We start from the raw sequence: 14,882 nt of genomic DNA, 5'->3' as shown, positions 1-14,882 counted from the left end.
GTGCGATCTGTCTGGGACACCACCGTCCGGGGCCGCGCGGCCGCGGGGCTGGGCGTCCTCGTCCTCGGGGCCGCGCTGTCGGCCTGCTCGGGCTCGGACGGCGCGAAGTCGGCGCCGCCGCCGTCGCCGAGCGGCACGGGCGCGCCCCAGGACACCGCGACGCCGGCTCCGGCGACGCATCCGTTCACCGGCGGAGCCAGGGGCCTGGCCAACCCCGTCCTCGCGGTCAAGATCGAGAACACGCGGCCCGCGCTCCCGCAGAGCGGCGTGTCGGCCGCCGACATCGTCTACGTCGAGCAGGTCGAGGGCGGCGAGACCCGCCTGATGGCGGTCTACTCCTCCAAGCTGCCGAAGAAGGTCGGGCCCGTCCGCAGCGCCCGCATCTCCGACCTGCACATCCTGCCGCAGTTCGGCCGTCCCGCCTTCGCGTTCTCCGGCGTCCAGAGCAAGATGAAGAAGTACATCCGCAAGGCGCCGTTGTACGACATCTCACAGGAGAGCGCGGGCAGCGCGTACTTCCGCTCGGGCGACAGGCGCATCCCCTACAACCTCTACGCCGACCCCAGGAATCTGCTGAAGCAGGCGCCGAAGGCCGCGAAGCCGCGCGACATCGGCTTCCGCTTCGGCGACGCCCCCGACGGCGGCAAGCCCACCCGCTCGTTCACGGCCCGGTGGCCCGCCGCCACCATGGGGTTCACATGGTCGGCCAAGCAGAAGCGGTGGCTCGCCAGCTGGGGCGGCAGCCCCGACCGCGCCGCCGAGGGCGGGCTGCTGGGCGGCAGGACCGTCGTCGTCCAGTACGCCAAGACCACGCGCTCGAAGTTCCACGACTTCCTCGGCAGCTACACGCCGCTGATCCACACCACGGGCGGCGGGCGCGCGGTCGTCCTGCGGGACGGCAAGGCCTACAACGCCAAGTGGTCGCGCCCTTCCGAGGGCGCGGGCACCACCTACACCACCGCTGACGGCAAGCCCATGAACTTCGCCCGCGGCCAGGTCTGGGTCGTGCTCGTCAACGACGGCAAGCCCTACACGCCCTAGCGGCGCACGTCCGGCGGCCCGTCCCGTCACTCCGTAAGCGGCCGGTGCCCCCCCGCTGACACTCTGCCGGGTCGAGAGGCAGGACGAGCAGGCAATATCATGGGAAAAGACTTGTCGTCCGTCCACGTAAGGAATGCCCGTGTCCACTTCCACTCCCGCCCCCGACAACGCCGCACCCGAGACCGGGACCGCCCGCGTCAAGCGCGGCATGGCGGAGATGCTCAAGGGCGGCGTGATCATGGACGTCGTCACGCCCGAGCAGGCGAAGATCGCCGAAGACGCGGGCGCGGTCGCCGTCATGGCCCTGGAGCGGGTGCCCGCCGACATCCGCGCCGAGGGCGGCATCTCCCGGATGAGCGACCCCGACATGATCGACGGGATCATCGCCGCGGTCTCCATCCCCGTCATGGCCAAGGCCCGCATCGGCCACTTCGTCGAGGCCCGGGTGCTGCAGGCCCTCGGCGTCGACTACATCGACGAGTCCGAGGTGCTCACGCCCGCCGACTACGACAACCACATCGACAAGTGGGCGTTCACCGTCCCCTTCGTCTGCGGGGCCACCAGCCTCGGCGAGGCGCTGCGCCGCATCACCGAGGGCGCGGCGATGATCCGCTCCAAGGGCGAGGCCGGCACCGGCGACGTCTCCAACGCCACGACGCACATGCGCAGGATCCGGCAGGAGATCCGCCGTCTGCAGTCCCTGCCCGAGGACGAGCTGTTCGTCGCGGCCAAGGAGCTCCAGGCCCCCTACGAGCTGGTCAAGGAGGTCGCACGGGCGGGCAAGCTGCCCGTCGTGCTGTTCACCGCGGGTGGCATCGCGACCCCCGCCGACGCCGCGATGATGATGCAGCTCGGCGCCGAGGGCGTCTTCGTCGGATCCGGGATCTTCAAATCCGGCAACCCCGCCCAGCGCGCCGAGGCGATCGTGAAGGCCACCACCTTCCACGACGACCCCGACGTGATCGCCAAGGTGTCCCGCGGACTCGGCGAGGCCATGGTCGGCATCAACGCCGCGACCCTCGGCGAGGACCAGAAGTTCGCCGGCCGCGGCTGGTAGCGCAGGTGCGTCCGCCCGGCCCGGGTGGCCGGGCGGATCGGTGGGTATCCCCCTCCACACGGGCCGCCGCGAGGGTCTACGCTGACGGCGCGGTCGGAGGGGCGAGCCCTGGCCGGTGCCCGGCCGCGGGAGGGAAGAGCATGGCTTGGTCGGTCGCGCTGGCGTGCGCGAGCGCGGGTGAACCCGGCGAGGTGTTCCGGCCGGGCCTGGCGCCCGACCCCGACGCCGCCGCGAAGATCGCGCGACGCCTGTACCCGGCGGCCACCCTCACCGAGACCGGCGACACGGTCCTGGACTTCGCGCTCTGGCCGTACGAGGACGAGCTGTTCGTCGGCGCCTTCGACCGGGCGCTGCTGCTGTGCGACAGGCGGCTGTTCTGCCTCGACGACGACGCGCGCCGCATCGCCGACACCGCCGCCGCGGCGCTTCCCGGCTCCCGCTGCGGCGTCCTCGTACTGCACAACGTGGTCCGCAGCTGCTGGTTCCGCTGGTACGAGTCGGGCGTGCTGCTCCGCGACGTGTACGTCACCGCCGAGGACGGCGTGGTCGTCGACCAGGGCGAGCGGCTGCGCGCCGAGCGCCCGTTCTGGCGCGCCGTCGACGCGGGCGCCCCGGACGTGCCGCTCCCGTTCGACCCCGAGGAGTTCGGCCTCGCCCTCGCCGAGCAGTACATGTTCGGCCGCGGCATCGCCGACCGCGGCGAGGACGGCTTCCTGCCCCTGGAACTCCCGGTCCGCCGCTTCCGGCACGCCTGACCCCGCCCGGGCCGGAGCGGGCGCGGGGAAGATCAGCAAGGTCGTGGGGCGTTGTAAGGAGCGTCTAGGGTTGAGACGTCTCCTTGTGTCCCGGAAGGTTTCCACGTGACTGCTGTGCCCACGATCGGTGTCCTCGCCCTGCAGGGCGACGTGTGCGAGCATGCGCGCGCGTTGGAGGAGGCCGGGGCGCGCACCGTGAAGGTGCGCCGTCCCGACGAGCTGGAACAGGTCGACGGGCTGGTCCTGCCCGGCGGCGAGTCCACCACCATGTGGCGGCTGGCGCGCTCGTTCGAGCTCCTCGACCCGCTGCGCAAGCGGATCGAGGCGGGCATGCCCGCCTACGGCTCCTGCGCCGGCATGATCATGCTGGCGGACCGGATCCGGGGCGGCGTGGCGGGCCAGGAGACCGTCGGCGGGATCGACATGACCGTGCGGCGCAACGCGTTCGGCCGGCAGGTCGACTCGTTCGAGGCCGCAGTCCCGCTGACCGGTATGGGGGACACGCCGTACCACGCCGTTTTCATCCGCGCACCCTGGGTGGAGTCCGTCGGCGACGCCGTCGAGATCCTCGGACGCGCGGAGAGCGGCCCGAACGCCGGTAGGATCGTCGCCGTCCGCCAGGGCCGCCTGATGGCGACCGCGTTCCATCCGGAGTTGACGGGTGATTTCCGCGTGCACCACTACTTCGCCGATCTGGTGCGCCGGACGACAGAGGAGGATTGACAGATGTCCGGCCATTCCAAGTGGGCGACGACCAAGCACAAGAAGGCGGCCCTCGACGCCAAGCGGGGCAAGCTCTTCGCCAAGCTGATCAAGAACATCGAGGTGGCGGCCCGCACGGGCGGCGGCGACCCCGAGGCGAACCCCACCCTCTACGACGCCATCTACAAGGCGAAGAAGAACTCGGTCCCGAACGACAACATCGAGCGCGCCCGCAAGCGGGGCGCCGGTGAGGAGGCCGGGGGCGCCGACTGGCAGAACATCACCTACGAGGGCTACGCCCCGGGCGGTGTCGCCGTGCTCATCGAGTGCCTGACCGACAACCGCAACCGGGCCGCCTCGGAGGTCCGCGTCGCGCTCACCCGCAACGGCGGCTCCCTCGCCGACCCGGGCTCGGTCTCCTACATGTTCAACCGCAAGGGCGTCGTGATCGTCCCCAAGGCGGGCACCAGCGAGGACGACGTGATGATGGCCGTCCTGGACGCCGGGGCCGAGGAGGTCAACGACCTCGACGCGGAGAACTTCGAGGTCGTGAGCGAGGCCGGCGACCTGGTCGCGGTCCGCTCGGCGCTGGTGGAGGCCGGGATCGACTACGAGTCGGCGGAGAGCAAGTTCCTGCCGAGCGTCACCGTCCCGCTCGACGAGGACAACGCCAAGAAGGTGTTCCGGCTCCTGGACGCCCTGGAGGACTCCGACGACGTCCAGGAGGTCTACGCCAACTTCGACGTGAGCGACGAGGTCATGGCCTCCATCGACGCCTGACGCCCCGTCTGACGACAGCGCCGGCGACGCCGCCGCCGCCCGCCCGGGCGCGGCGGCGTTTCTCGTCGGCGCCGTCGCGTACGGTCTGGATCATGGAGATTCGCGCTCTCGCACCCGACGAGGTGGACGCCGTCCGCGACATCCGGGCCCGGGCCTTCGGGCCGGTGCCCGACGAGGTGTGGGCGCGGGGGGCCCGCCACGGCCGGCGGGCGGCGGAGGCCGGGCGCCAGTTCGCCGGGTTCGACGGCGGCGCGGTCGTCGCCGCGGGCGCCCTGCTCGACATCACGCAGTGGTGGCACGGGCGGGCGGTGTCCGCGGCGGGCGTCGGCGCGATCACGGTCGCCCCCGAGGAGCGCGGGCGGGGTCTCGGCCGCCGGCTGATGACCGACCTGCTGGAGCGGTGTGCCGGGTTCGGGCACCCGCTCGCCGTGCTCTATCCGGCCACGACGCGGCTCTACCGGTCGCTCGGCTGGGAGCACGCGGGGGGCTGGCACCACGTCGACCTGTCGACCGAGGCGCTGCGCACGATCGCGGCCGAGCGGGTCCCGGTCCGCAGGGCCGGGCCCGGCGACGCCGCCGAGGTGGCCGCCGTCCTCGGCCGCGCGCACCGGGCGGCGCGCGACTGCGGTCCGGTCGGCTGGCCGGAGGCGAGATGGCGCGAGCTCCTGGACGTCCCGGACACCTACCACTACCTGGCCGAGGACGGGTTCCTCTCCTACCGGTGGACGGAGGGCAACGCCGGCCTGGAGGTCCTCCGGCTCGTCGCCTCCTCCGAGAGGACGCTGAGGGCGCTGTGGGCCGTCGTCGGGTCGGGCTCGTCCACGGCCGAGTCGGTGCGGGCCTGCGTGTCGCCGATGGACCCGGTGCTGTGGCTGCCGCGCGAGCGCGAGCACGAGGCCGTCCACCGCTCCCAGTGGATGCTGCGGGTCGTCGACGCGCCCGCGGCGATCGCGGCGCGCGGCTATCCGGCCGGGGTCGCGGCCGGGGTCCCGCTGGAGATCGACGACCCGTGGCGCCCGGCGAACTCGGGCCACTGGCGCCTGGAGGTCAAGGACGGGGAGGGGCGGCTGGAACGCTCCGCCGCCGACGACGGAGCCGTGCGCCTCGGCCCGTGCGGCCTGGCGGCCCTCTACTCCGGGATCCCGGTGTCGACGCTGCGCCGCTCCGGCCTCCTCCAGGGCGGGGACGCGGAGGCGCTCACGGCCGTGTTCGCGGCCACGCCGTTCTCGCTCGATTACTTCTGACCGGCCACGCGGATTGGTAGCGTTGGCGGCCGAACAAGTGATCGAAGGAGCGGCCGTGCGGGTGATGGGGGTGGACCCCGGGCTCACCCGGTGCGGGGTCGGGGTCGTCGAGGGCGCTCCGGGGAAGCGGCTGCACCTGGTGCACGTGTCGGTCGTGCGGACCGCCCCCGACGAGGACCACGCCCTGCGGCTGCTGGGCGTCGAGACCGGCATCGCGGCCGTCATGGACGAGCTGCGCCCCGACGCCGTCGCCGTCGAGCGCGTGTTCTCCCAGCACAACGTCCGGACCGTGATGGGCACGGCCCAGGCCGCCGGGATCGCCATGCTGCTGGCCGCCCGGCGCGGCCTGCCCGTCGCGCTGCACACCCCCAGCGAGGCCAAGGCCGCCGTCACCGGGAACGGCCGCGCGGACAAGGCGCAGGTGACCAGGATGGTGACCCGGCTGCTGTCCCTGGAGACGGCGCCGAAGCCGGCCGACGCCGCCGACGCGCTCGCCCTGGCCATCTGCCACGTGTGGCGCGGGGGAGCGCAGCAGCGGCTCGCGCACGCGCGGCGGTCGCGGATCGAGGAGGCGGCCAGGGCCGAACGGGAGCGGCTCGCCGCCCGGAGCAGAGGAGGAAGCGTCCAGTGATCGCCTTCGTCAGCGGCCGGGTGGCCGCCGCGGGACCCGACGGGGCGGTGGTCGACGTGCACGGGGTCGGCCTCTCGGTGCAGTGCACCCCCGCCACGCTGGCCGGCCTGCGGGTCGGGGAGGAGGCGCGGGTGCCGACCTCCCTCGTCGTCCGCGAGGACTCCCTCACCCTGTTCGGGTTCGCCGACGACGACGAGCGCACCGTCTTCGAGCTGCTCCAGACCGCGAGCGGCGTCGGGCCCCGCCTCGCCCTCGCGATGCTGGCGGTCCACTCGCCGAACGCGCTGCGCCGCGCCGTGTCCACCGAGGACGTGACCGCGCTCACCAAGGTGCCCGGCATCGGAAAGAAGGGCGCGCAGCGCATCGTCCTGGAACTGCGGGACCGCCTCGGCGGCCCGGTCGGCGACGACGCCGGCGACCCGCGCGGCCCCGCCCGCGCCGAGCCCTGGCGCGGGCAGGTGCAGATGGGCCTGGTCAACCTCGGCTGGTCGGCCAAGGACGCCGACGCCGCCGTGGACGCCGTCGCCGCGGAGCTCGACGGCGGCGAGACGCCCCCGGTCGCGACGCTGCTGCGGTCGGCTCTGAAGAAGCTCAGCAAACAATGAGCGACAGCGAACCGGGGGGTGTGGGGGGTCGCCTCCCACGGGAGACACGCATGAGCGGCAGCGAACCGGGGGGTGTGGGGGGTCGCCCCCCACAGGAGACACGCATGAGCGGCAGCGAACCGAGGGAGGCGCGGGAAGCGCGGATGAGCGGGATCGACGAGACCGGGCGACTGGTGTCCGCGGACGTCGACGGGGTCGAGGAGCAGCAGATCGAGGCCGCGCTGCGGCCGAAGAAGCTGGACGACTTCGTCGGGCAGGAGCGGGTCCGCGAGCAGCTCTCGCTGGTGCTGCACGGCGCGCTGGGGCGCGGCCGGACCCCCGACCACGTCCTGCTGTCCGGCGGGCCCGGGCTCGGCAAGACCACCCTCGCCATGATCATCGCGGCGGAGCTCGGGCAGCCGCTGCGGATCTCCTCGGGGCCGGCGATCGAGCGGGCCGGCGACCTCGCGGCCGTGCTGTCGACGCTCGCCGAGGGCGAGGTGCTGTTCCTGGACGAGATCCACCGGCTGGCGCGGCCCGCCGAGGAGATGCTCTACATGGCGATGGAGGACTTCCGCGTCGACGTCGTCGTGGGCAAGGGCCCCGGGGCGACGGCGATCCCGCTGGACATCGCCCCGTTCACGCTGGTGGGGGCCACCACGCGGGCGGGCATGCTGCCCGGCCCCCTGCGCGACCGGTTCGGCTTCGTCGCGCACATGGACTTCTACGAGCCCGCCGAACTGGAGATCATCGTCCGCCGCTCCGCCCGGCTGCTGGACGTGGAGGTCTCCGACGACGCCGCCGCCGAGGTCGCCGGGCGCTCGCGCGGCACGCCCCGCATCGCCAACCGGCTGCTGCGCCGCGTCCGCGACTACGCCGAGGTGCGCGCGGACGGCGTGGTCACGCGGGAATCGGCCCGCGCCGCCCTGGCGTTGTACGAGGTGGACGAACGGGGCCTGGACCGGCTCGACCGTTCTGTCCTGGAGTCGCTGATGCGCAAGTTCGGCGGCGGGCCGGTGGGCCTGTCGACGCTGGCCGTGTCGGTGGGGGAGGAGCCGGAGACCGTGGAGGTCGTCGCGGAGCCGTTCCTCGTCCGGCAGGGCCTGCTCGCCAGGACGCCGCGCGGAAGGGTCGCCACGGCCGCCGCGTGGGCGCACCTGGGGCTCGCCCAGCCGCCGACGGCGCCGATGGCGGGCACCCTGTTCGACCTGGACAGGGACGTCGGCGGGGCGGAATAGTGATCATCCGATAACGGGTTGGGAACTTCCCGGCGTCGCCGATCGTCGCCTCGTTGCCGGGGTCTCGCGTACTCTCTAGACTCCGGGACTTGGTTCACCGTCTCCAGCCGGCGGTCCCGTTGCACGTGACCGGTCTGGTCACAGGCTGGGCAATCGACTTCGGAAGGATGCCCCAGTAATGGGCAGCGACATGATTCTCGCGGCGAGTTCCGGCGGTAGCGGGTCTTTCAACCTGCTCCTGCTCCTCGCCGTGCCACTGGTCTTCTACTTCCTGCTCATCCGGCCGCAGAGCAAGCGGCGCAAAGAGCAGATGCAGATGCAGAACGCCATGGAACCGGGCGCCCGCGTCCTGACGACCAGCGGTATGCGCGCGACCGTCGTGTCGGTCGACGACGACGGCATCGTGCTGGAGATCGCCGAAGGCGTCGAGGTCCGGTTCGTCAAGCAGGCCGTCATGCAGGTCCTGAAGGACGACGAGCCCGAGGAACTCGACGACGAGCACGTCGAGGACGTCGAGGACGAGGACGGCGACCGCGTCGACCTCTCCAAGGACGGCTCCGAGGTCGACCTGTCCAAGGACGGCGACGACGAGGCCGCGGAAGCCGCGGGCGAGGACGGCGAGCCCGAGTCCAAGCCGAAGGGGAAGGCGAAGGTCGAGGCGGGCGACAAGCCCGCCTGACCCCTCTCACGGCGACGATACGACGGGAAGTACGACGACAAGTGGCTCCGCCCAAGAATGCTCCCAAGCCCGGGCGCACGCTCCTCGCGCTCTTCGCGGTCATGGTGGTCATGGCCGGTCTGGCGGTCTGGCAGGGGCAGACGAAACCCAAGCTGGGCCTGGACCTGGCCGGCGGGACGACCGTGACGCTCACGGCCAAGACCGCGAACGGCAAGAACCCCCCGGCCGACCAGATGAACCAGGCCGTCAAGATCATGACGAAGCGCGTCAACGGTCTGGGGGTCTCCGACGCCGAGGTCGCCAAGCAGGGCAGCAACAACATCGTGGTGAACGTCCCCGGTGAGGGGCAGGGCCGCGTCGTCAACCTGATCGGGACGACGGCCAAGCTGCAGTTCCGCCAGGTGTTCGCGGTGGCCGACGGGAAGCCGTCGAACGGGGCGGCGCCCGCCCCGTCCCCCAGCCCGTCCAAGGGCACGGGGGAGAAGAAGGACGGGGGCAAGAAGAGCCCCTCGCCGTCCGCGTCGGCCTCCCCCTCGGGCGGAGCCTCGCCGTCGGCGTCGTCCACCCCGCGCGGCAGGGCCCTGTCGGGTGCGCTGACGGCCCCGACGCCGAAGCCGTCCGGGTCCCCGTCGGCCGCGCCCTCGGCGTCGTCGCCGCTGGGCCAGCCGTCCGGGCAGCCCACGGCGCCCACGCAGGACTACCCGGGCGTCACCGACAAGGCCGTGATCAGCCAGTTCGAGGCGCTGAACTGCTACGGCGGCGAGCGGCGGGCCCCGGGGTCCAACGACCCGAACCGCAAGTTCGTCGCCGCCTGCGACCAGGACGAGGAGAGCGGCCAGGCCGCCAAGTACATCCTCGGCCCGGTCCGGGTGCTGGGCGAGAACGTCTCCTCGGCGAGCGCGATGCCGCCGAACGCCCAGCAGGGCCAGGCGAGCTGGTCGGTGTCGCTGAAGTTCGACGGCACGGGGGCCCGCCAGTTCGGCGAGGTCACCACCGCCGCGTCCCAGGCCTACCAGCAGAACCCGTCCTCCCCGCAGGCGCAGGTCGCGATCGTCCTGGACGGACAGGTCGTCTCCGCGCCGAGCATCCGCGAGGGCGCCATCACCGGCGGCACCGCCAGCATCGACGGCCCGCCCGACAGCTTCAACCAGGGGTACGCCACCGACCTCGCCAACGTGCTCAAGTACGGTGCGCTGCCGCTGGAGTTCAAGCAGAGCTCCATCGACGAGGTGTCGTCCACGCTGGGCTCCGACCAGCTCACCGGCGGGTTGATCGCCGGCGCGATCGGGCTCGGCCTGGTGGTGCTCTACTGCCTGTTCTACTACCGGGGCCTCGGCCTGGTGGCGGTGTCCAGCCTGGTCGTGGCGTCGGCCATCACCTACGAGGCGGTCGTGATCCTCGGTGAGGGCATGGGCTTCCGGCTCTCCCTGCCGCACATCATCGGCCTCATCGTGTCCATCGGCATCACCGCCGACTCGTTCATCGTCTACTTCGAGCGGCTGAGGGACGAGCTGCGGGCCGGACGCAAGCTGCGCTCGTCGGTGGAGAACGCCTGGAAGCGGGCGCGGCGCACCATCCTCGTCGCCGACGCCGTCACCTTCCTCGCGGCGCTGGTGCTGTACTTCCTCGCGGTCGGCGGCGTGGCCGGGTTCGCCTTCGCGATGGGCCTCACGACGCTCATCGACGTCATCGTGGTGTTCTTCTTCACCAAGCCGCTGGTCGCGCTGCTGGCGCGCACGAACTTCTTCGGGCGCGGGCATCCGATGTCCGGCCTTGATCCAAGGCGCCTGCACAAGGCGCAGGACACCTCCGCCCCAGCCGCCCGCACGACGAGCCAGGAGGCCTGAGCATGGGAACGCGTGCGGCCATCTCCCGGATCTACCGGGGCGAGATCAGCGCGGACATCGTCGGCCGGCCGAAGATCTGGTACACGATCTCCGGGCTGCTGCTGGCACTGTCGATCGCGGGCCTGCTGGTGCAGGGCCTCAACTTCGGCGTGGAGTTCAAGGGCGGCTCCGTCTTCACCTTCAAGGCGCCGAGCGCGTCGATCGAGCAGGTGCGCAGCGCCGTCGGCGACGGCGGCGCCCACCAGGTGATCGTGCAGAAGGCGGGCGGCGACTGGCGGGTCACGACCGAGAGCCTGTCCTCCGACCGCGTCACCGAGGTCAAGACGAGCGTCGCCAAGGAGCTGACCGTCCCGGCCGACAAGGTCAGCACGCAGGTCGTCGGCGCCTCGTGGGGCGGTGAGATCCAGAAGAAGGCGTGGCAGGCGCTGCTCGTCTTCATGGTCCTGATCATCGCCTACCTGTCGGTGGCGTTCGAGTGGCGGATGGCCGTGGCCGCGGTGGTCGCGCTCGTCCACGACCTCGTGATCACGGCGGGCATCTACGCCTGGTCCGGCTTCGAGGTGACCCCGGCCACACTGCTCGGCTTCCTGACGATCCTCGGCTACTCGCTGTACGACGCGGTCGTCGTCTTCGACATGATCAAGGAGGTCACCAAGCCGCTCGGCCCGACCTCCAGGACGACCTACAGCGAGGCCGCCAACCAGGCGCTCAGCAGCACCCTGGTCCGCTCCCTGAACACCTCGCTGGTGGCGATCCTGCCGGTCGGGGCGATCCTGTTCATCGGGACGACGCTGTTCGGCGCCGGCACGCTGAAGGACCTGTCGCTCGCCCTGTTCGTCGGCATGATCGTCGGTACGTACTCCTCGATCTGCGTGGCGACGCCGCTGCTCGTCCAGTTCAAGGAGCGCGAGCCGAAGTTCAAGCAGATCCGGCAGAACATCGCCCGGCGCGAGCAGAGCCCCAAGCGGGCGTCGAAGACCAAGGTCAGGGCCGGGGCCGGCGCCTCCGCCGCCGGGGGGCAGGACGACGCCCCGTCCGACGACGACGCCGGTGACGACGCCGGCGACGGCACTCCCGACATCTCCAGCACGGTCACCGTGCGGAAGGTCGTGCAGAGCGGGTCGCGGCAGCAGCCGAAACGCGGGTCGCGGCAGCAGCGGCGCGGCAAGTAGGGCGGGGACGGAGTGGACCTCGGCAAGCTGATCCAGGAGCGGATCCGCGACATCCCCGACTACCCCAAGCAGGGGGTGATGTTCAAGGACATCACCCCGCTGCTGGCCGACCACGTGGCGTTCGCCGGGGTGGTCGACGCCGTGGTCAACCACCACGGCCGCGGCACCGTCGACAAGATCGTCGGTATCGAGGCACGCGGGTTCATCCTCGCCGCGCCCGTCGCCTACCACTTCGGGGCGGGCTTCGTCCCGGTGCGCAAGAAGGGGAAACTGCCCTCGGCGACGGACGCGGAGACCTATGATCTCGAGTACGGGAGCGAGACGATCGAGATCCACCTCGACGCCTTCGAACCCGGCGACCGGGTGCTGATCGTCGATGACGTCCTGGCCACCGGCGGAACGGCCAGGGCCGCCGCCGAACTCGTCCGGCGGGGCGGCGGAGAGGTCGTCGGACTGTCGGTCCTCCTTGAGCTGTCGTTCCTGCGCGGACGCGACAAGCTGGGGAATCTGGACGTTCATACCCTGGTTACGGTCTAGTACGAAATAGGGGCCGGATACACTGACGCCATCAGGGTCCGGAGGAAACGGGCGCGGCCCGCGCGACGGCGGGTGCGGCGCCCGGTGTGGACTAGGGAGGCTGGGTGCCAGGTGAGGTGGTATCGACCGACGCGGTGAACACCGCCGCCGAGGACCGGCGCGCGCCCCCACCGCCCGACGTCCGGCCGCCCGAGCCCGACGAGCCCGCAGCGCGGACGTCCCCGTCCGCCCCGCCCGCCCAGCCCTCGTCGAGATCTGATGTCACCCCTGCTCCAGGCCCTGGCACCGCCCCGGACGACGATGACGCGTCCGGGGCCGCCGTCCCGTCCAGGCCCACGCCGGCCACGATCCCGCCGTCCGCCGCCCGGGTGCGCCGTAGGCTCGCCAGGTTGGGCGCCCAGCGCGGCCCCGCTATGAACCCGGTACTCGAACCACTGATCAAGACGGTCCGCAACACGCACCCGAAGGCGGACCTCCGGCTCATCGAGCGCGCCTACGACGTGGCCGCGCACTACCACCGGCACCAGAAGCGCAAGAGCGGCGACCCGTACATCACCCATCCGCTCGCGGTCACCACCATCCTCGCCGAGCTCGGCATGAACACCGAGACGCTCTGCGCCGCGCTGCTGCACGACACCGTCGAGGACACCCCCTACACCCTCGACCAGTTGAGCGCCGAGTTCGGCGACGAGATCGCCGCCCTGGTCGACGGGGTCACCAAGCTCGACAAGGTCAAGTACGGGGAGGCCGCGGAGGCCGAGACCGTCCGCAAGATGGTCGTGGCGATGTCCCGCGACATCCGCGTCCTTGTGATCAAGCTAGGCGACCGGCTGCACAACATGCGCACCCTGCGCTACATGCCGCGGCACAAGCAGGAGAAGAAGGCCCGCGAGACCCTGGAGGTGTTCGCGCCGCTCGCGCACCGCCTCGGGATGAACACGCTGAAGTGGGAGCTGGAGGACCTCGCGTTCGCCACGCTGTACCCCAAGCGGTTCGACGAGATCGCCCGCCTGGTGTCCGAGCGCGCCCCGCGCCGCGACGTCTACCTGCAAGAAGTGATCGAGAACGTCTCCACCGACCTGCGCGAGGCCCGGATCAAGGCCACCGTGACGGGCCGGCCGAAGCACTACTACTCGATCTACCAGAAGATGATCGCGCGGGACGTCAGCTTCGACGACATCTACGACCTGGTCGGCATCCGGGTCCTCGTCGACAGCGTCCGCGACTGCTACGCCGCCCTCGGCTCGATCCACGCGCGATGGAACCCGGTCCCCGGCCGGTTCAAGGACTACATCGCGATGCCGAAGTTCAACATGTACCAGTCGCTGCACACGACGGTGATCGGCCCGGAGGGCAAGCCCGTCGAGCTGCAGATCCGCACGTGGGGCATGCACCGCCGCGCCGAGTACGGCGTCGCCGCGCACTGGAAGTACAAGGAGGAGACGGTCGGCGGCCGCAAGGCCGGCGACATGCAGTGGCTGCGCCAGCTCCTCGACTGGCAGAAGGAGACCGCCGACCCGGCCGAGTTCCTGGAGTCGCTGCGCTTCGACCTGTCGGTCTCCGAGGTGTTCGTGTTCACGCCGAAGGGCGACGTGATCGCGCTGCCGCAGGGCGCCACCCCCGTCGACTTCGCGTACGCGATCCACACCGAGGTCGGGCACCGATGTATCGGCGCCCGCGTCAACGGGCGCCTCGTCCCCCTCGAATCGACCCTCGACAACGGCGACACCGTCGAGGTGTTCACCTCCAAGTCGCAGGACGCGGGCCCGAGCCGCGACTGGCTCGGCTTCGTCAAGAGCGCCCGCGCCCGCAACAAGATCAAGCACTGGTTCTCCAAGGAGCGCCGCGACACCGCGATCGAGTCCGGCAAGGACGCCATCGCCCGCGCGATGCGCAAGCAGAACATGCCGCTGCAGCGGATGATGTCCGGCGAGGCCCTGCTCGCCCTCGCCCGCGACATGCGCTACCCGGACGTGTCGTCCCTGTACGCGGCCGTGGGGGAGAGCCAGGTCTCCGCGCAGCACGTCGTGCAGCGCCTCGTGGACGCCCTCGGCGGCGTGGAGAGCGCCGAGGAGGACCTCGCCGAGATCGCGCTGCCGACCCGCCGCAAGCGCACCCGCCCCGCCGGCGACCCGGGCGTCGTCGTGGCCGACGACCCGGACGTGTGGGTCCGGCTGTCGCGCTGCTGCACCCCGGTTCCCGGCGACGACATCGTCGGCTTCGTGACCCGCGGCCACGGCGTCTCCGTCCACCGCTCCGACTGCGCCAACGTCGAGAGCCTGAGGTCGCAGCCGGACCGCCTGATCGACGTCAAGTGGTCCCCGGGCGAGGACTCGGTGTTCCTCGTCGCGATCCAGGTGGAGGCGCTGGACCGCCCCCGCCTGCTGTCGGACGTGACCCGCGTCCTGTCCGACCAGCACGTCAACATCCTGTCGGCGTCGGTCACCACCACCCGCGACCGCGTGGCCGTCAGCCGCTTCACCTTCGAGATGGGCGACCCGAAGCATCTCGGCCACGTCCTGAAGGCCGTCCGCTCCATCGACGGCGTCTACGACGTCTACCGGGTGACCAGCGGCGCCGCCAAGTAGGACCCGCGTACGCGAAAGGGCGGCCGC

At 71.7% G+C, this 14,882-nt stretch carries 14 protein-coding genes; all 14 read left to right on the top strand.

Going from position 1 to position 14,882, the window contains the following annotated elements; translation table 11 throughout:
* The 14 genes from ACQEU6_RS11130 to ACQEU6_RS11065 all read left to right on the top strand — a co-directional run bounded on the left by ACQEU6_RS11130 (position 1) and on the right by ACQEU6_RS11065 (position 14,855).
* Positions 1 to 1,041, top strand: coding sequence for a DUF3048 domain-containing protein (locus tag ACQEU6_RS11130; RefSeq protein WP_499331227.1), 1,041 nt, complete (start codon positions 1 to 3; stop codon positions 1,039 to 1,041).
* Between the two features lie 133 nt (positions 1,042 to 1,174).
* Positions 1,175 to 2,098, top strand: coding sequence for a pyridoxal 5'-phosphate synthase lyase subunit PdxS (gene pdxS, locus ACQEU6_RS11125; RefSeq protein ID WP_499331225.1), 924 nt, complete (start codon positions 1,175 to 1,177; stop codon positions 2,096 to 2,098).
* Positions 2,099 to 2,238: 140 nt separating this feature from the next.
* Entirely contained in the window at positions 2,239 to 2,853 is a 615-nt protein-coding gene (locus tag ACQEU6_RS11120; RefSeq protein WP_499331223.1) for a DUF6928 family protein, read from the top strand.
* A 105-nt stretch (positions 2,854 to 2,958) separates the two neighbouring features.
* Positions 2,959 to 3,576, top strand: a complete 618-nt coding sequence (pdxT, locus tag ACQEU6_RS11115; protein ID WP_499331222.1) for a pyridoxal 5'-phosphate synthase glutaminase subunit PdxT — start codon at positions 2,959 to 2,961, stop codon at positions 3,574 to 3,576.
* Between the two features lie 3 nt (positions 3,577 to 3,579).
* Positions 3,580 to 4,335, top strand: a complete 756-nt coding sequence (locus ACQEU6_RS11110) for a YebC/PmpR family DNA-binding transcriptional regulator (RefSeq protein WP_499331220.1) — start codon at positions 3,580 to 3,582, stop codon at positions 4,333 to 4,335.
* A 92-nt stretch (positions 4,336 to 4,427) separates the two neighbouring features.
* Complete coding sequence (locus tag ACQEU6_RS11105; RefSeq protein WP_499331218.1) at positions 4,428 to 5,579, top strand: GNAT family N-acetyltransferase; 1,152 nt, start codon at positions 4,428 to 4,430, stop codon at positions 5,577 to 5,579.
* A gap of 55 nt (positions 5,580 to 5,634) precedes the next feature.
* On the top strand, positions 5,635 to 6,210 hold the full coding sequence (gene ruvC, locus ACQEU6_RS11100) for a crossover junction endodeoxyribonuclease RuvC (protein ID WP_499331216.1): 576 nt from the start codon (positions 5,635 to 5,637) through the stop codon (positions 6,208 to 6,210).
* Positions 6,207 to 6,815 (top strand): Holliday junction branch migration protein RuvA, encoded by a 609-nt coding sequence (ruvA, locus tag ACQEU6_RS11095; protein WP_499331214.1) that lies wholly within the window; start codon positions 6,207 to 6,209, stop codon positions 6,813 to 6,815. The genes ruvC and ruvA overlap by 4 nt, the downstream gene beginning before the upstream one ends.
* A gap of 143 nt (positions 6,816 to 6,958) precedes the next feature.
* Positions 6,959 to 8,032 carry a Holliday junction branch migration DNA helicase RuvB gene (gene ruvB, locus ACQEU6_RS11090; RefSeq protein WP_499340141.1) on the top strand — a complete coding sequence of 358 codons (1,074 nt, stop codon included), beginning with the start codon at positions 6,959 to 6,961 and terminating at the stop codon, positions 8,030 to 8,032.
* A gap of 178 nt (positions 8,033 to 8,210) precedes the next feature.
* A complete protein-coding gene (gene yajC / locus ACQEU6_RS11085) occupies positions 8,211 to 8,711 on the top strand; it encodes a preprotein translocase subunit YajC (RefSeq protein ID WP_499331212.1) in 501 nt (166 codons plus the stop codon).
* Between the two features lie 41 nt (positions 8,712 to 8,752).
* Positions 8,753 to 10,558, top strand: coding sequence for a protein translocase subunit SecD (gene secD, locus ACQEU6_RS11080; protein WP_499331210.1), 1,806 nt, complete (start codon positions 8,753 to 8,755; stop codon positions 10,556 to 10,558).
* A 2-nt stretch (positions 10,559 to 10,560) separates the two neighbouring features.
* The gene (gene secF / locus ACQEU6_RS11075; protein ID WP_499331208.1) at positions 10,561 to 11,730 is read left to right on the top strand and encodes a protein translocase subunit SecF; all 1,170 of its coding nucleotides are present in this window, start codon (positions 10,561 to 10,563) and stop codon (positions 11,728 to 11,730) included.
* Positions 11,731 to 11,742: 12 nt separating this feature from the next.
* A complete protein-coding gene (locus ACQEU6_RS11070; RefSeq protein WP_499331206.1) occupies positions 11,743 to 12,267 on the top strand; it encodes an adenine phosphoribosyltransferase in 525 nt (174 codons plus the stop codon).
* A 104-nt stretch (positions 12,268 to 12,371) separates the two neighbouring features.
* Entirely contained in the window at positions 12,372 to 14,855 is a 2,484-nt protein-coding gene (locus ACQEU6_RS11065; protein ID WP_499331205.1) for a RelA/SpoT family protein, read from the top strand.
* Positions 14,856 to 14,882: the final 27 nt, after the last annotated feature.

The sequence above is a fragment of the Spirillospora sp. CA-108201 genome (genome assembly GCF_050936235.1).
Classification (GTDB): Bacteria; Actinomycetota; Actinomycetes; order Streptosporangiales; family Streptosporangiaceae; genus Spirillospora.
The sequence above is the reverse complement of the archived record's forward strand: the minus strand, read 5'-3'. Positions and strand labels throughout refer to the sequence as shown.